16 protein-coding genes and 1 pseudogene are annotated in these 15,818 nt (G+C 44.4%); 8 read left to right on the top strand and 9 right to left on the bottom strand.

Annotated elements, in window-relative coordinates; translation table 11 throughout:
- Together O9332_RS00455 and O9332_RS00450 are read left to right on the top strand one after the other, a co-directional pair.
- A pseudogene (locus O9332_RS00455) lies at positions 1-227 on the top strand (Uma2 family endonuclease); the annotation flags it as partial.
- Between the two features lie 152 nt (positions 228-379).
- Entirely contained in the window at positions 380-1,804 is a 1,425-nt protein-coding gene (locus O9332_RS00450) for an FAD-binding domain-containing protein (RefSeq protein ID WP_002758099.1), read from the top strand.
- A 6-nt stretch (positions 1,805-1,810) separates the two neighbouring features.
- Here O9332_RS00450 and O9332_RS00445 read toward each other — a convergent pair whose 3' ends face one another.
- From O9332_RS00445 to O9332_RS00430, 4 genes are all read right to left on the bottom strand, one after another.
- A complete protein-coding gene (locus tag O9332_RS00445; protein ID WP_288023238.1) occupies positions 1,811-4,456 on the bottom strand; it encodes an efflux RND transporter permease subunit in 2,646 nt (881 codons plus the stop codon).
- A gap of 524 nt (positions 4,457-4,980) precedes the next feature.
- Positions 4,981-5,169: a hypothetical protein gene (locus tag O9332_RS00440; protein ID WP_071824994.1), complete on the bottom strand. Its 189-nt coding sequence runs from the start codon at positions 5,167-5,169 to the stop codon at positions 4,981-4,983.
- 24 nt (positions 5,170-5,193) lie between these two features.
- Complete coding sequence (gene trpD, locus O9332_RS00435) at positions 5,194-6,231, bottom strand: anthranilate phosphoribosyltransferase (RefSeq protein ID WP_002758102.1); 1,038 nt, start codon at positions 6,229-6,231, stop codon at positions 5,194-5,196.
- Between the two features lie 79 nt (positions 6,232-6,310).
- Positions 6,311-6,838 (bottom strand): GIY-YIG nuclease family protein, encoded by a 528-nt coding sequence (locus O9332_RS00430; protein ID WP_002758103.1) that lies wholly within the window; start codon positions 6,836-6,838, stop codon positions 6,311-6,313.
- 193 nt (positions 6,839-7,031) lie between these two features.
- On the opposite strand from O9332_RS00430, the gene O9332_RS00425 reads away from it, so the two are divergent.
- Both O9332_RS00425 and O9332_RS00420 read left to right on the top strand, forming a co-directional pair.
- The gene (locus tag O9332_RS00425; RefSeq protein WP_002758105.1) at positions 7,032-7,619 is read left to right on the top strand and encodes an L-threonylcarbamoyladenylate synthase; all 588 of its coding nucleotides are present in this window, start codon (positions 7,032-7,034) and stop codon (positions 7,617-7,619) included.
- Complete coding sequence (locus O9332_RS00420) at positions 7,574-8,431, top strand: sensor histidine kinase (protein ID WP_002758107.1); 858 nt, start codon at positions 7,574-7,576, stop codon at positions 8,429-8,431. The genes O9332_RS00425 and O9332_RS00420 overlap by 46 nt, the downstream gene beginning before the upstream one ends.
- On the opposite strand, the gene O9332_RS00415 is transcribed toward O9332_RS00420, so the two are convergent.
- The gene (locus tag O9332_RS00415) at positions 8,367-8,837 is read right to left on the bottom strand and encodes a GNAT family N-acetyltransferase (protein ID WP_002758109.1); all 471 of its coding nucleotides are present in this window, start codon (positions 8,835-8,837) and stop codon (positions 8,367-8,369) included. The two genes, O9332_RS00420 and O9332_RS00415, sit on opposite strands and share 65 nt — an antisense overlap.
- Before the next feature lie 266 nt (positions 8,838-9,103).
- On the opposite strand from O9332_RS00415, the gene O9332_RS00410 reads away from it, so the two are divergent.
- A complete protein-coding gene (locus tag O9332_RS00410; protein ID WP_002758110.1) occupies positions 9,104-10,099 on the top strand; it encodes a carbohydrate kinase family protein in 996 nt (331 codons plus the stop codon).
- 319 nt (positions 10,100-10,418) lie between these two features.
- Here O9332_RS00410 and O9332_RS00405 read toward each other — a convergent pair whose 3' ends face one another.
- The 4 genes from O9332_RS00405 to lepB form a co-directional block, all read right to left on the bottom strand.
- Entirely contained in the window at positions 10,419-11,489 is a 1,071-nt protein-coding gene (locus O9332_RS00405) for a YheT family hydrolase (RefSeq protein WP_288023236.1), read from the bottom strand.
- 65 nt (positions 11,490-11,554) lie between these two features.
- Positions 11,555-11,923: a DUF1818 family protein gene (locus O9332_RS00400; RefSeq protein WP_002758115.1), complete on the bottom strand. Its 369-nt coding sequence runs from the start codon at positions 11,921-11,923 to the stop codon at positions 11,555-11,557.
- 6 nt (positions 11,924-11,929) lie between these two features.
- A complete protein-coding gene (locus O9332_RS00395; protein ID WP_288023234.1) occupies positions 11,930-12,505 on the bottom strand; it encodes a hypothetical protein in 576 nt (191 codons plus the stop codon).
- 188 nt (positions 12,506-12,693) lie between these two features.
- Positions 12,694-13,791, bottom strand: a complete 1,098-nt coding sequence (lepB, locus tag O9332_RS00390; RefSeq protein ID WP_288023232.1) for a signal peptidase I — start codon at positions 13,789-13,791, stop codon at positions 12,694-12,696.
- Between the two features lie 139 nt (positions 13,792-13,930).
- Between lepB and O9332_RS00385 the strand changes: the two genes are divergently transcribed.
- From O9332_RS00385 to O9332_RS00375, 3 genes are all read left to right on the top strand, one after another.
- Positions 13,931-14,590 carry a glutathione S-transferase family protein gene (locus tag O9332_RS00385; RefSeq protein ID WP_002758118.1) on the top strand — a complete coding sequence of 220 codons (660 nt, stop codon included), beginning with the start codon at positions 13,931-13,933 and terminating at the stop codon, positions 14,588-14,590.
- Entirely contained in the window at positions 14,591-14,887 is a 297-nt protein-coding gene (locus O9332_RS00380) for a hypothetical protein (RefSeq protein ID WP_002758119.1), read from the top strand.
- 149 nt (positions 14,888-15,036) lie between these two features.
- Positions 15,037-15,657, top strand: a complete 621-nt coding sequence (locus O9332_RS00375) for a chorismate lyase (RefSeq protein WP_288023231.1) — start codon at positions 15,037-15,039, stop codon at positions 15,655-15,657.
- The last annotated feature ends 161 nt before the right edge of the window (positions 15,658-15,818 follow it).

Raw genomic sequence — 15,818 nt, 5'->3', positions numbered from 1 at the left:
TTTATGAACAAGAAATTGATTGGTTTCGGCTACAGGCAGGAGAATATATTAAACTAGAACCCGATAGTGATGGCATAATGCGCTCCCAAATCTTCCCCGGTTTATGGCTAGATAAAAACGCTTTATTAATGGGCGACTTAGAAAAAGTTTTATTGATTTTGCAGCGGGGGTTAGAAACAGCAGAACATCGAGATTTTGTCAATCAATTAACTGCCAATCACAGCTAGATTTTAAAATTAGACAATTATTCTTGATCTACTGTCGTATAATTACAGAAAGAGTATTTTTGACCTGAATTTGTTCTTAACTGTACCCCACATTTCGACAAGCTCAATGTAAAATAATCTCGCCCCTGATAATCTTCTCATCACCTTACTTTATGTCAAATCTAATCCTTTTCTGGCATCGTCGCGATTTACGTCTCTCGGATAATATTGGACTGAGTAAAGCTAGGGATCGTAGTCCGAAAATTATCGGGGTTTTCTGCCTCGATCCCGCTATTTTAGAGAGGGATGATATCGCCCCTGCTAGAGTTGCCTATCTCCTCGGTTGTCTAGAGGAATTAGAAAAAAATTATCGCCAAAAAGGTAGTCAATTACTGATTATTTGCGGCAACCCCAGTCAAACACTCGTCAATTTAGCTGGCAATTTATCGGCAAAAGCAGTTTTTTTTAACCTCGATATCGAACCCTACGCGCGTCAACGGGATCAACAGGTAATCGCCGCTTTACAAACAAAAGGAATTGAGGTAGAAACCTTCTGGGATCAACTTCTCCACGCTCCAGGACAAGTCCTCACCCTCTCAAAAAGTCCCTACACCGTATATACTCCTTTTTGGAAAAATTGGAGCCAATTAGCCAAAGCCAGCCCCAAAACCCTAGAAAACCTGCAAGGATTAGACGAAAATGAGGGGGAGAAACTCGCAGAAACTATTAACTTACCAACCCTAGAAAATTTAGGTTTTACCTGGCAAAACCCCTTACCCCTCGCTCCCGGAGAAAAGGCCGCCCGTAGCAGATTAGAAGAATTTTGTCAAGGGGTTATTAACAATTATCAAGAAGATCGTAACTTCCCCGCTTTCGATGGCACCTCGCGCTTGAGTGCCGCTTTAAAATTTGGGGCGATTGGCATCCGCACAATTTGGACGGCAACCCTAGAATTATTAGAAAATTGCCGCGCCGAGGAAGCAAAAGATAGTATTATCACTTGGCAGCAAGAGTTAGCTTGGCGGGAATTTTACCAGCATTGTCTCTATTTTTTCCCAGAATTGGCGGTCGGTGCTTATAGAAAAGAATTTCGTCATTTTCCTTGGCAGGATAACGAAGAACATTTTCAAGCTTGGTGCCAGGGAAAAACCGGCTATCCGATCGTTGACGCGGCCATGCGACAATTAAATGAAACGGGATGGATGCACAATCGTTGTCGCATGATCGTGGCGAGTTTTTTAACCAAAGATTTAATTATTAACTGGCAAAAAGGCGAAAAATACTTCATGCAGAAACTTTTTGATGGCGATTTAGCCGCTAATAATGGTGGTTGGCAGTGGAGTGCCTCTAGTGGCATGGATCCGAAACCTTTAAGAATTTTTAATCCCGCTAGTCAGACACAAAAATTCGATCCGGAAGGGGAATATATTCGTCAATGGTTGCCGGAATTAGCTTCCGTAGATACGGAATATCTAGTAACCGGGAAAATCCCCCGTTTAGAAAGACATCGTTGTGGTTATCCTGAGCCAATTGTCGATCATAATCAACAACAAAAAGAATTCAAACGACTCTATAGCAATCAGAAGCCAAAACGGTAAAACTAGCTACTTTTGACCGGCTTTAATCTGGTTCCAAACATCCTCTAAACTTAGATATAACACAGGCACAACAATTAAACTCAACAGGGAAGAAGTGACTAAACCTCCCACAATTACCATCGCCATGGGTTGCCGCAATTCCGCACCAGTACCCAATCCCAAAGCGATCGGAATCATGCCTAAAATTGTCGAACAAGTGGTCATTAAAATCGGTCTTAACCTAATCATTCCCGTTTCTAAAACCGCTTCCTCCCGACTCCAACCCTGTTGACGCAATTGGTTAGTATAATCCAGCAATAACACAGCATTTTTATCGAGTAGTCCCAAGAGGAAGATAAACCCGATCAGAGAAATCATACTAAACTCACTACCCGTTACCAATAACCCCAACATTGCCCCCACAATCGCTAAAGGTAAACATAAAGCGATGACGATAGTTTCTAGCAGTCTTCTGAATAATAACCATAAAACTCCTAACATTAAAATTGTCGCTAGGATTAAAGTGCGACCAAAACTGCCCAAAACATCGCTACTTTGAGAAGAAGTACCCCAACGCTGTAAAGTTATCCCTTCCGGTAAAGCAATCCCTTCAATTTTAATCGCCGCATCTTCTAAGCCTAAATCCGGACTGAGATTAGCACTGAGAAAAATCGCCTGTTGACCATTTAAACGCTCGATCGCCAAAAAATCCCCCCGCTCATTTAATCTAGATGATAGGGAAATATCCTTTAAACCGGCGATTTTAGCAGCCTCAACCCGCAATTTCTCGGCACTATCGCGCAATAGCTGCAAATCATCGCTTTTAATCGCAATTTGGATCGGCTTTTCCGCTTCCGTCTGCACAAAAGGAATGTCCTCGACACTGACATTCACCCCTCTAATTGTCGGTAAAATTTGCCGAATCCGTTGCTGCACCGCACTGGTGTGAGATTTACGATCGCTCTTCAGTTTAACGTGAATTTTGCCACGATTCGGCTCACCGCGTAAACCGGCGATCATAAAAGTCGATTCCACTTCCCCATCCTGCAAAATCGGCGCTTCTAATTTGCTGCCATCGCGGATAGTGCGACGCAAAAGAAAACTTTCGGGAGAACTCGCTAACTGAGAAATCCAAGCGAAACTATCGCTAGAACTCTTAGCCGTCGGTTTATTAGGACTAATTTGCGTTATTTTCGGCAAAGGAGAAGTATAAACCAGATTAAACTCGCCGCGATCGAGTCGGGGAATAAATCCCCTAGAAATAAAAGGAATCAAGGCAATACCCGCAAAAAAGGTAATTAGGGCGATAGCAATGACCAGCAAACGATGACGCAATGACCAGTTTAAGAGCCGTCGATAGGTGTTCTCAATTGGTCGCTTTTGTTTCGTTATTTTTGCCCGTGACTGCGGTTTCAGCCAATATACTGCCAAAACGGGCGATAAAGTTCTGGCGATCAACAGAGAAAAAATCACCGCAGCCGAGACAGTTAAACCGAAGGGTTGGAAAAACTGTCCCACCGCACCCCCCATAAAAGCGACGGGTATAAACACCGCAACAATGGTTAAAGTGGAAGCAGTGACAGCTAATCCGATCTCCCTTGTCCCCTTGAGTGCCGCATTTTTCGGGGTTTCCCCCGCGTCGATTAAACGGGAAATATTTTCTACATCCACGATCGCATCATCCACGACAATGCCGATCACCAAAGCGAGAGCCAGCAGCGTCAGGGTTTCCAGATTAAACCCATAGATTGCCATGATAATGAAAGTCCCCAAAAGAGATAGGGGGATAACCAGAGCAGAAATGATTGTAGCGGCGAAACTGCCTAAAAATATCCAGATCACCAGCACCGACAGCAAAACTGCCAAGAGTAAATCATCGATCGTGCCTTGTAGGGCAGCGCGAATATATTCCGCTTGGGTTTCAGCTAAAATTATCTTGACATCGGGCAGTTTTTGTGCTATGTCTTTAACCAGTTTTTCTGCTTGAGCGGCCAGATCGAGACTATTGGCAGCACCTTGTTTGATTACCTGCACAGCGATCGCCTCTTGGCCATTAAAGCGTACCAGCGTGGGCAATGGTCGGGTTAAGCTTTTATGGGGATTATCTTCCCTAACTGTACCTTGACCGAGTAAATTAACTTTAGCCGTACCTTCGAGAGCTTTTAAGGGCCGAATTAAATTATCTTGGGCGATTTGGCTTAATTCTTCCAGAGTTTTCTGCTCACTCACCAGCGTATATGTGACTGTTGCCGACTCATTTAAATCAACGGGGATAACTTCTGTAGTAGCTTGAGAGGGTAAAGGGATTTGCGAGATAGCCTGTTTAACTGCTGCGGTGGCTTTGTCTAAATTTGTGCCAATTTTAAAGAAAACGCTGATTACTGACTGTCCGGGGGCAGTAGTCGAGGACACATCCCGACAACCGGGGAGAGAGAAAAGGGGATTTTCTAGGGGTTTAGTTAATTGCTGTTCCGTGGTGATAGCAGTAGCTAAATCCGCTTGGGCGTTAATTATTACGACTGGAAAGCTGATATCGGGGAAAAGAGCGTATTTTAGGGAACTAAAAGCAAAAATTCCCGCCATGGCCACCGCTAACCAGAAAGCAATGGTTAACCTCGGGGCATTAATCGCTATTCGAGAGATATTCAGACGTTCTCGCCACGATTCTTTCATCTTTTGATCATCTCTCATAAGTGGGGAGTGGGGAGTGGGGAGTGGGGAGTGGGGAGTGGGGAGTGGGGAGTGGGGAGTGGGGAAGTGGGAAGTGGGGAGAATAAATAAAAATAATCTCCTGACTCCTGACTCGGAGACTCCTAACCCAATGGTAGATGTTGGATTTTTGCAGGAGTTCTATTTTCTAACAAAGATAAGCAAAAATTATTGATTGACTGCAAAAACTTGAGAATATTTAAATTAACATTCCGCAATATTTATAAATTCTTAAGAATTAATTGAGAAAGATTTTTATTTAACAACGCTGTTATCATAGTTACAGCGATTTTACTGAATTTCATAATGGGTTATTCTGTGCTTTTTTGGGCAGCAAGGGTTGAAACCCTTGCCACACCTAGAAGGGTATCCTAATTGAAGCGGGTAAATCAGTCAATTTCACCAGCAGTGATGATCTTTTTTTTGTGTAGTTTTATTGCAAAAAAAAAGTTTTTTTGACAAAAAGCACAAAGTATGATACGCCCAACCTATTTCTGGCTGCGAGTAATTATTGCAGAGTGGGGGAGTGGGGAAGTGGGGAAGTGGGGAGATAGGGAGAATAAATAAAAGCAATCTCCTGTCTCGGAGTCTCCTGACTTGAAAGAGGGTGTGGGGTGTGGGGTGTGGGGTGTGGGGAAGAAAACCTCTTTCATCTGTGGGGGTGAAAATTTTTTCATCGAGACTGCCCCCTGTGAATTGTCCTAGGCGGCGAGAAACTTAACCAACTCCTCTAATTTTTGCCAAGCTAACCCACTGGCTAAAATGTCGCGAGCGAGGGCGAAACCGGCAGCATGGTCGCCAAAAGTGACCTTTTCTGCCACCTGTAGGGCAAGAGAGGCATTAATCGCCACAGCATCCCGTTGAGCCGGCGTTCCACCCCCTTGCAGGACATTTTTGAGGATTTCGGCATTTTCTGGTACTTCCCCGCCTTTAAGGGCATTTAAACTGGCTCTGGGGATAGCAATTGACAAGGGATCGATCGCCGCAGAAATCACCTCGCCATTATTTAATAAAGCCATATCGGTCAGGTCTCCTAACCCCACCTCGTCGAGTTTTTCCCGGCCGTGAACAATAATCGCCTTTGGGGTTCCCATTTGTGCTAAAGCCGTGGCCATGGGGGTGAGAAATTGCCGGTCATAAACCCCGATAACTTGACCTGTGGGACGGAGAGGATTAACTAGAGGGCCCAGAAGATTAAAAACCGTGCGAACTTTCAGGGTTTTGCGGAGATTAGCCACACTTTTCAGGGCTGGATGCCAACCGGGGGCAAAAAGAAAGGTAACTCCCACCCCATCTAAAGCCGCCGCTACTTTCTCGCTAGGGGCGCTCAAATTAACCCCAAGATATTCTAAAACATCGGCCGAACCGACCTTGCTGGAAGCCGAGCGATTGCCGTGTTTAGCCACTTTTACACCCCCGGCGGCCGCCACAAAAGCCACGGCAGTGGAAATATTAAAGGTTGAAGCCCCGTCACCGCCGGTGCCACAGGTATCGATAACGGGAGTGGTATGGGGTTTAGGGTCTTCTAAGCGAGATTGTTGCCGTAAAACTCGGGCCATTCCCGCTAATTCCGCGGCCGAGACTCCTTTTGCTTGCAAAGCCGCTAAAATCGCCCCCGATAAAACTTCTGGAATCTGGCCGTTTAACCATCCGGTCATTAATTCTTCAGCTTGGTTAAGGGAAAGGGATTTTCGATCGAGTAGTTGCTGCAGTAGGTTTGGCCAGTCTGGAGTGGTCATCGCTGTTCCATTGGTGTGGGGATGGGGCGATATAATATCATAGCGGTTTGTCGGGAGAATCGATCGCTCCTAGTCATTTTTACTTTAAATCGAGCAAACCCTGTTCTTTTAACTTAGGATTAAAACGAATTTCCATCTGTACTCCCCGTTTTTCTAGGGTTGATAAAATATCGTTTTCTACTCGTCTGGATACCTGTTTTAATAACTTGATTTGCCCCAATTCGTCAGCACTTTGATAAAATTCTTTTTCTGTGTCAGTCATGACTAATTTAGCATCAATTGGTTCTGTCCAGAGTTTTTCATCGCCGGTTACTGCCTGACTTTCTCTTAGCCAAGCTTGTTTAATCGATTCGAGAATAGTCCGATTAGGACGATCAATCAACTGTATTTTTAGCCAATAACAAGCTTGAGGCTGTCGGGCAAGATGTTGTTTTAAACTGAGATAAATATCACGAGAATAGCCGACAAACTCTAGGACTTGTTCTCGATCAAAAATGCCATAAACCCCGATTCTTCCCTGTAAATCAGCACAGATATTACCCGTGGTATCTAGGTAGGGAATATATTCTAATTGTTCGAGATTAGCAAAAGTATCAGACTCATTCATAATTAATCGTCGCTAATTGGTTGGAGATAAGTAGGTAGGTGTTAAAAACTTTCAGATACCCCGCTGATCAAGTAGGGTTGATTCAAGGTAGGGTTGATTCAAGGTAGGGTTGATTCATGAATCAACCCTACCCGTTTAAAATTGTACCAAAAAGTTTTAGGCTAAATTAGTCCCCAAAAATGCTCAATTCTCAATGCCTACTGCTTCTCTTAACGAAATTGTTCACGCGGCCCTAAGTGGTCAAGTGGTTTCTTTTCCCACGGATACAGTTCCCGCGTTGGCAGTTTCTCCCCCCTATGCTGCCTTAATTTTTGCCGCTAAAAAACGGACTTTTGATAAACCCTTAATTCTCATGGCGGCCTCAGCAGCAGATTTATGGGATTATGTCGAGGGAAATCAGGAAGAAAGGGAAATTTGGCGGCAAATGACCGAAAAATACTGGCCCGGCTCCCTAACTTTGGTTTTACCTGCTTCTGAAAAAGTACCAAAAGTTCTTAACCCTAAAAATCCTAGCACGATTGGTATCCGAGTTCCCGCTCATGCGATCGCCAGAGAAATTCTCGGTCGAACTGGTGTTTTAGCGACCACAAGTGCTAATCTGTCAGGACAAGAGCCTTTATTGACTCCAGAAGCGATTATGACTACTTTTCCCTCGGTGACGGTGTTAGCGCCCACAGAAAGGCAAGCATGGGGAATAATCAATAGTGGACAACCCTCCACCGTCGCGCGTTGGCAATGTCAAGGATGGGATATCTTACGACAAGGGGCAGTTTTTCTGTAAATATGGACGATATTGACGCTTTAAAACGGGAATTACAGCAAACTCGCCTCGCTTATCAGATGGCCGTGGCAATTAATCACCTCAAAAGCAGTTTTTTGGGACGGGTTGCCCACGAATTGCGATCGCCATTGAGCAGTATGATCAGTCTCCATCAACTGATTCTCGCCGATCTTTGTGAAAGTCCGGCCGAGGAAAGGGAATTTATCGCCCAGGGGCAACTGGCGGGCTGTAAACTGATGGCAATGCTCGATGAGATGATTAATCTCTCCAAACTAGAGTCTGGTACTATACCTCTCGATCAAGAAATTTTTTCTTTAACTAAACTCTGGCAAGATTGGGCAAGTCTAACTTATTTACAGGCAGCTAATCGCCATATTAAGCTTAAATTTAGCCCTTTAACCGATGAGATTGCTATTATTGCCGATTATCAGCGTTTATCCTCCGCTCTTGTCCTTCTCGTCGATGCAGTGATCGCCAACTTAACGAGTGGCTCTATTTGTATATCGGTAAGCGCCCTTGGCGAGAAAAAAGTCACTATTACCCTAGAATTTCCGGGGGAAATCGCTCTCTGGCAAATGCCAGAAATTTCCCCTTTGAGTTTAGAATCAAAGCCAGAAGAAGTAAAACAATTTACTCAAGCTCTCGGTCTTTCTCCCGGTCTTAAATTTCAGTTAGCGAAAGGCATTATCGAAGTCTCGGGGGGAGAAATGAGCTTAGATCAAATCGATAACAATAGTCAGGACAAGCTCACACGGATCGTTTTTTCTTTACCTCGATCGCCGGATAGGAAAACTCCTCGGGATAACGATTAAATAATACCATCGTCGTGGTGGCGTTGCTTTGGAAACCAATGCGCCGGTAAAAATTTTCTTGATTAGTAGTCATCAAATAGACTCTTTCCACCCGATTTATTCGGGGATGGGCCAAGACTGTTTCTACTAATTTACGCCCTAAACCCGCTCCCTGATAATCGGGATGAACAATCACATCCCAAATAGTTGCCCGATAAATGCCGTCAGAAATGGCGCGAGCAAAACCAATTAATTGCCGCTCATTCCACACCGTCACCACCGGATCACTATAGTCAATTGCGGTTTCTAAATCTTCTAAACGGCGATCGATTGCCCAAAATGCGGTTAAATTAAATAATTCTCGTAGTTGCGATAGATCTATCTTGCTTTTATCCTCGTCAAACTGAATCTGACTACAATCAACCATGATATTTCCTTAGTCTAAGACTAAAAAATAAAAGAGGATTCACGCTCGATCGGACTGATTTATGAGCAATTTCCCCTAATCTATGTGTTTGATTATACTCAATGCCTCAGATAATCTCTAGTTGATTTATCGTGATTTCTTGACAAGTTATTAATCAGTGATCGGGAGTCGGTCGTCGGTCGTCAGGAGATTATTTTTATTTATTCTTCCCACACCCCACACCCCACACCCCACACCCCACACCCCACACCCCACTTCCCACACCAATGCTTAACAATCAAAGATCTTCGCCAGTGTCTGTCATTTGTTTAGGGGAAATCCTCTCTGATCTAATTGCCGATCAAAGCGAGCGCTCTATAGAGCAAGTGACTTCTTGGACAACCTATGCCGGGGGGGCGCCGGCAAACGTGGCCTGTGGATTGCGAAAATTGGGCATAAATTCGGCTTTTATCGGTTGTGTGGGCAAAGATCAACGAGGGGAACAGTTAATCGCCTTGCTAGACGCTCTCGGAGTCGATACTACTGGTGTACAGTATCATGCCACCCTACCCACCCGACAAGTTTATGTCACCCGCGATGCTGGGGGAGACAGACATTTTGCGGGTTTTGGCGGCAGAAAAACGACGGATTTTGCCGATACTGCCCTTAAAGCTGACCTATTGCCCGAAAATCTCTGGAAAAATGCCGATTATCTAGTGATGGGAACCCTAGGGTTAGCCTATCCCCCGGCGAGAGCGGCGATGATGCGCGCCCTCGAATTAGCTAAAATTTACGGGGTGAAAGTATTGATCGATATCAACTGGCGGCCGGTTTTTTGGCCTAATCTTGAGGTCGCTCCCGATCGGATTCGAGATTTTATCTTCTGGGCCGATTTGCTCAAATGTAGCGAGGAAGAAGCAGCATGGTTATTTGGCACTGATACCCCCGGAGAAATATCATCACAATACCCCAATTTAGGGGCAATTCTGGTTACTGGCGGCGCAAAAGGTTGTAAATATCATTTAGGCAAAAATAGCGGCACTGTCGAGGCTTTTCCCGGGGAGGTGGTGGATACAACCGGGGCAGGAGATGGCTTTGTGGCGGGTTTTTTGGCTCGTGCCGGTCTTGGAGGCGATCAAATTGGGGAAAATGCCGATTTAGCCCGTAAGGCGGTGATTTATGCCTGTGCGGTGGGGACAATGGTGACAAGGGGGGCAGGAGCGATCGCCTCCCAACCGACTCGGGAACAGGTGGAGGAGTTTCTAGCGGCCTTTGACTCCTAGAAACTATACTAGGGTTTGCGGCAAAAAGTTTTTCGTGGGGGCAGGGTGTGGGGTGTGGGGTGTGGGGTGTGGGGTTTTACCCATTTTCAGGGGGTCAATTACCTAATTTTCAGGGAAAAAGTGCCTAAATTTCCCCCCCGATCACCCCAATGTCTGGCACTTTTTGATGGGAAAAAAGTCTAAAAGTCTTATACAACAAGGTTTTTAGATTTATTCAGCCAACCCTATACTAAATCTGGTTATTAAAAACTGATTATTTATTCCCCCTCTTGCATGAGTGCCTATCGTGATATGTAACCTATACTCAACGGATTTAGGATTATTTGCCAGTTTTTTGGTCAAACCAGTCTAAAACCCGATTCCATGCCCACCAGCGATCGCTATCGCCCCACTGACGCTGACAGGATAAACTGCTGATATAACCCACATGACCGCCATAGTTGGTTAAGAGTAGATCCACGTGGGGATTATCGGCGATCGCTGCTTGCAGATCGGGAATAACTGCGGGGGAAAAGAGGGGATCATCGGCCGCGTAGAGGATAAAAGTGGGTTTAGTTAAATAGGGTTGAAAGGGCAAGGGACTACTAGCGGCATAATAGTCAAAAACTGTCTCAAATCCTAGCTTTTTAATCACTAATTCTCGATCGAATCCGGCAATCGTGGTGGCGCGAGTAATTGCTTCGGGATCGATATGATCGGGATGAGCTTGATGGATGCGTTTGGCTAACTTGCGTAATTCCCTGGCGATCGCTTTTTCCAAATGTTTCCCCCAGGGATCCCGGACGAGATAGGATAAAGAACGATTAGAGTCTAAATTAGGACAAATTACCGCACCACCACCGATATCGACGGGATCGATCCCCATATCTTCCTGATTCTCTGCCGATTTAATTCCCCAGAGGGCCAATTGTCCCCCCAGAGAGTAACCCGTGAACCAAAAAGGAGCAGGACAGCCCATTTTTTGGGCTTGGGCGGCAATATGAAGGAAATCTAGCCCTTCATAGATGCCATCGGAGGTGAGAGTCGGGGATAATTCGGCTGTCTTACCGTGGGCCCGCCAATCGAAGAGGACGACTGCGTAGTTTCTTGCTACGGCTTTTCTGCCTAAAATTCTTAAAAACCATTGATTATCTAAGTCTCCCGTGATGCCGTAGGTGCCGATAATTGTTCCTTTCGCTTGCGGGGGAATGGAAACAATCCCGTAGATGGGGACGGCATTGGCCCCGGTGAAAATGGTTTCTTGATAGACTGGTTCGGGAATAGCGATCGTATTTTGCCAGGTTTCTCGCGCTTTTAGGGCCACATAGAGAGTCATGGCAAAACCGTTTTTCAGCAATGGGGGCGGGGTGTAGGTGAGATTATCGGTCCTCGTCCTCGGATGGGCAAGCATAGCAGCACAGGGGAATCAAAAAGTCAAGAGGGGGAGACAAAAATTAACTTATGCCCACCGCTTTCTTAAAAATTGTAAAGCAAATTGTCCCAAGCGGCGAGCAACTCTGGCAGGGCAGTGGCCGACCAATTGCCCTCACAACCGCGACCTTGATAGAGAATAAATCGCAGGGAATAATTATCGGGAAATCCTGCCGCTTCTAACCATAAAAGCTCGCTTTCCGCTTCACAAGCAATACTTTCTTCATCCATTAATTCTGTGGCCATGGCCGCCATAGTTGCGGTCAATTGTGATAGTAACCGACGCAAATCTTGCCACTCGGCCTCGGTCAATTCGATCGCCCAATCATCGCCACCAATTAATCCTTTATAAATGGCTGCCTTAGGATCCCAACCGAGTCGCCAACCTGAACCATATTTGAGAATTTTTTCCATAATTTTCTAGAATTTTAATAGGTCGGCATCTCCCGGTTTTGATAAAGATGGACGACGGGGAGAAGGACTGGGAGAAGGGCTAGGATTGGGGGTTTCTTGGGGGAGAATGGCGGGGTTATAAATTTCGACTAGAAGGGTGACTAACTGCTGCCTTTGACGACGATTAAGACTGTTAATCGCTTTGATATCGGCAGCCATGGGATTAACCGTAAGGGTTGCTTGTCCGGGATAGTTTTCTTCGCTGATTTTCTCGTTCACTCCTAGATAATCCCCTAGGGTTAATTGCCAATCAAAACGGATGAGAGTAAACCTTTTTTTTGTATCTTGATGATAACGAAGAAAGCGACTTATTAAAGTATTATTCGGATCGATCGCCCCTGTATCTCGACGGTTATAGTTGTTTTCTTTCGGTAAATCTGGCATTGCTTGATAAATTTGTTGAGCAACTGTTTCGGGTCGTTGAATTTGGCTCATCCCGGGGGATTGCCACGATAACCACCAGAAAAATATCCCTATTCCTAGCCAGAATACTAATAATATTATTTGCTTAATTTTCAGCTTTTGAGGGAATTTTAACAGCATATTAATCAAGAAAAGATTGAAGTTAATTATCTAGCACCAGTGGTAATTTTTCAGTAACAATTCAAGGGATGCTGTACTGCATTTAAACTGCGTATTGTAAACTTTAGGACAAATGCTCAACCCCCCTCTCCCTGCTCCCATGAAGTCTTAACGAGTAATTCAGATAGTCAACAGCTTAGTCATCCCCATCATAGCAAAGACTGGACACGATCGAGAGGCCAGTAAACTTTATAGGCTTGACCAACGATATAACTTTCTGGCAAAAAACCCCAAGCATGGGAATCAAAACTATGGTTACGATTATCTCCCAAAACAAACAGGGTTTTTGGGGGTACAGTCATAAATTCTATTTCATAATTGGCTAACTCGGCGGTGTAGGGTTCCTCGATAACTTGCCAGTTGAGATAAACTTTACCCCTGCGGATTTCAATGGTATCCCCAGAAATAGCGATGACTCGTTTGATAAAAAAATCTCCCGAATTAGGCTCTAGTTGCTGAATTTTTTCGGGAGTTCTAAAAACAATTATATCGCCTCTTTTCGCTTGATAATTACTGGATTGACTGACGAAAATGCGATCACCTACTGCGAGGGTAGGCAGCATGGATTCGCTCGGAATCTCGAAAAATTCTATTCTTTGATGTAACCAATCGGGAAAATAATTACAGATAATTCCCCAAGTAAAAATTGCTGCCACCATCAGCGCCAAAATGGAACGATAGGTGTGACGATGGGGATGGAATTGATCGGGGAAAGTGTGATAAACATGATAAACAGCGATTGCTGTAATTAAAGGGGTAAGAAAGAGGATATTGGCCAAAAAATCATCCATTTTCAGGGTAATCAGGGATATAGTCAGAAAAATTATCCCTAAGATCACCTTATCGGCGTACAATTGCCCTAACCCCGGTATAATCCGGTTAGCGAAGACGGCAAACCATGGGTTTTTTTGTTGGCGGGGAATTTTCTCTAAGCTGTTATTCTGTCTGGAATAATAAACAGTCCAGTGAGCGTCAAAAATATTGCTAATGTAAACGATAACCAGAGCAACTATTCCCCCTAATCCCCAGCTTACAGGGCCATTGTGGCTAAAAATTGACCAAATTGTCACAATTATTAATATTACTTGAGCGATTGCCAAAATGGTTGCTTTTTGGTTTTTGTTAGCATACCATTGTCCCAAACCGGGGAAAAACATCGAGAGATTGACCGCTAACCAGGGATCTTTTGCTTGTGAATTAGTCGCATAAGGACGAGAAACAGCAGAAAAAAGGGAGGGTTTGCTCATAGTATAGACCTATTGCCAATTCAGTAAACAGAGTGATCAGTAAACAGTAAACAGTAAACAGTGAACAGTTAACTTAAAACCCAAGTCTGATAACTGATAACTGGTAACTGATAACTATTATAGCAACCAACAAAACTTAATGCTTTTACTTCAATTTAGCACCTCTCATTACTGTCGCAAAGCTCGTTTAGCTCTAGGTTATAAGGGGATTGATTACCAAGTAGAAAATCTCACCCCCGGACTACATATTCTCAAACTCAGGCCTCTAACCAAAGGGTTAACCACTGTCCCCGTTTTAATGGCAGCAGATGAGATTATTGCCGATTCTACCGCCATTTTAAAATATTTAGAAAAAGTAGTTCCTTTCCCCTCTTTTATTCCCGCTGGGGAAAAGGAGAAAAATCAAGCTTGGTTACTAGAGGATTGGTTAGATGAAAGTATTGGAGTAGCGACGAGATTTGTCTATTATAATTATCGCGCCGGAGAGGGAAAAGCGATCGATCCTTCCCTGAGTAGTCAAATAATTATTAATATCGTGCGACAACAATATAAAATCACCCCGGCAAGGGTAAAACTAGCGGAGGAGCGTCTAGAAAATGCCCTCAAGATTCTAGAATATTGGCAAAATCAGCCCTATTTGGTGGCGGATAAATTAAGTGTAGCCGATATTGCCGCCACTGCCCTACTCAGTCCTCTGGCTCTAATTCCCAGTTATCGTCAAAAATATCCCTGGTTGTTTGCTAGAATCGGGGAAATTCATCAACAGTGTCGGGAAAAATTGCCCCCCGGTTTAAATTAAATGCAGCGAACGACAAAAATTATCATCCTCATCTCGATCGGTTTCTTATCGCCCCTAAAAGCCCTTGCTTTGCCCTCTCCCGAAGATATTCCCGAAGAAGTTTTACGAGCAGAAATTATCACTTCGGCTCGCTCGCCCCTTGATAATCAACCCCTAACTGCGGCAGAATATGCCTTACTAGAAGAACAATTAGCCACCAGCATTTATCCCCCCCAAATTAATCCCAAGATTCGACAATTAATTGCCCTGAGAAGATTACAAAAATTCCTCCAGATATTGATACCTTTCTATCGTTAAAATCAAAATAGTCAATCTCCTTTGGCAAAAGTGCCTATGCTAACCGAAAAGTTTAGAGAGGATTAGAGCAAGGCGATCGCTTTTATCACCAGCAGACAAAAATCCCGTGTTATGATTAATGAAAAAATCATAAAGTTTTGTAACAAACCTTGACTGCTATCCTCCGCCCCCAAGAAAAGCCCCTGCTTAATCGTCCTTGGTACTCCCTGTCCTCTCTCTGGCAAGGAGACGAAACCGATGTTAAACAAGGTTTACCCCATAGCCAACTCGCACCCCCGTGGCAGATTTTAATTCTCGGCGATGGTTCTCCCACCCGTCATTTACAACTTTTAACCGGTGAAAAAACGGAAGTGGATGTGATCGATATGTCCCCCATCGGCGACGATGAGGATGGCGCACCGATGAAAATTAGCCTGATTCCGGGGCCGAGATTGCGTCGTCAAGTCTGGTTACGCACAGCTAGTGGTCAAAGGTTAGCCTATGCCGCTTCTTGGTGGTCTGTCAATCAAGTGGACGAATATCTGGAAAATCGTTCCCTACCGATTTGGGAAAGTCTCTCGCGGCTGCACACGGAATTGTATCGCGATGTGCAGGGACTTTATTACGGTCATTCCCCGGAATTAGAAATAGCTTTTGGGGAAAAAGGAGCATTTTGGGGTCGTCATTACCTATTTTGGCACGCTCGCCAACCCCTTACCCTGATTTACGAGGTTTTTTCTCCCTATCTCCGTAAATACCTCGGCGAAATGAGAATTGATCAATTAGGATAACTGCTGTAGATATTTCTATGTAGGACTTGCTGAATAATGGTAAAACCCTTTGAAAATAAGGCTTTTGACCTGTTAAAATCTGATGTTAGTGCAAGAAAATAGGATTGGGACATTCAAAAACCTTGCATTATTCTCCTCATAGTACATAAACTGGTACAAAA

The sequence above is a fragment of the Microcystis sp. LE19-10.1B genome (assembly GCF_027530565.1).
Lineage (GTDB): Bacteria > Cyanobacteriota > Cyanobacteriia > Cyanobacteriales > Microcystaceae > Microcystis > Microcystis aeruginosa.
Note: the sequence above shows the minus strand (reverse complement) of the source record. Positions and strands in the feature narration are given on the sequence as shown.

Excerpts from the sequence above, each read along its gene's own strand:
- O9332_RS00395 (WP_288023234.1), bottom strand. The coding sequence starts at position 12,505 with ATGCTGTTAAAATTCCCTCAAAAGCTGAAAATTAAGCAAATAATATTA.
- O9332_RS00385 (WP_002758118.1), top strand. The coding sequence starts at position 13,931 with ATGCTTTTACTTCAATTTAGCACCTCTCATTACTGTCGCAAAGCTCGT.
- O9332_RS00430 (WP_002758103.1), bottom strand. The coding sequence starts at position 6,838 with ATGAATGAGTCTGATACTTTTGCTAATCTCGAACAATTAGAATATATT.
- O9332_RS00445 (WP_288023238.1), bottom strand. The coding sequence starts at position 4,456 with ATGAAAGAATCGTGGCGAGAACGTCTGAATATCTCTCGAATAGCGATT.
- O9332_RS00420 (WP_002758107.1), top strand. The coding sequence starts at position 7,574 with ATGTCAAGGATGGGATATCTTACGACAAGGGGCAGTTTTTCTGTAAAT.
- O9332_RS00450 (WP_002758099.1), top strand. The coding sequence starts at position 380 with ATGTCAAATCTAATCCTTTTCTGGCATCGTCGCGATTTACGTCTCTCG.
- O9332_RS00410 (WP_002758110.1), top strand. The coding sequence starts at position 9,104 with ATGCTTAACAATCAAAGATCTTCGCCAGTGTCTGTCATTTGTTTAGGG.
- O9332_RS00400 (WP_002758115.1), bottom strand. The coding sequence starts at position 11,923 with ATGGAAAAAATTCTCAAATATGGTTCAGGTTGGCGACTCGGTTGGGAT.
- O9332_RS00425 (WP_002758105.1), top strand. The coding sequence starts at position 7,032 with ATGCCTACTGCTTCTCTTAACGAAATTGTTCACGCGGCCCTAAGTGGT.
- O9332_RS00415 (WP_002758109.1), bottom strand. The coding sequence starts at position 8,837 with ATGGTTGATTGTAGTCAGATTCAGTTTGACGAGGATAAAAGCAAGATA.
- trpD (WP_002758102.1), bottom strand. The coding sequence starts at position 6,231 with ATGACCACTCCAGACTGGCCAAACCTACTGCAGCAACTACTCGATCGA.
- lepB (WP_288023232.1), bottom strand. The coding sequence starts at position 13,791 with ATGAGCAAACCCTCCCTTTTTTCTGCTGTTTCTCGTCCTTATGCGACT.
- O9332_RS00405 (WP_288023236.1), bottom strand. The coding sequence starts at position 11,489 with ATGCTTGCCCATCCGAGGACGAGGACCGATAATCTCACCTACACCCCG.
- O9332_RS00380 (WP_002758119.1), top strand. The coding sequence starts at position 14,591 with ATGCAGCGAACGACAAAAATTATCATCCTCATCTCGATCGGTTTCTTA.
- O9332_RS00440 (WP_071824994.1), bottom strand. The coding sequence starts at position 5,169 with ATGAAAAAATTTTCACCCCCACAGATGAAAGAGGTTTTCTTCCCCACA.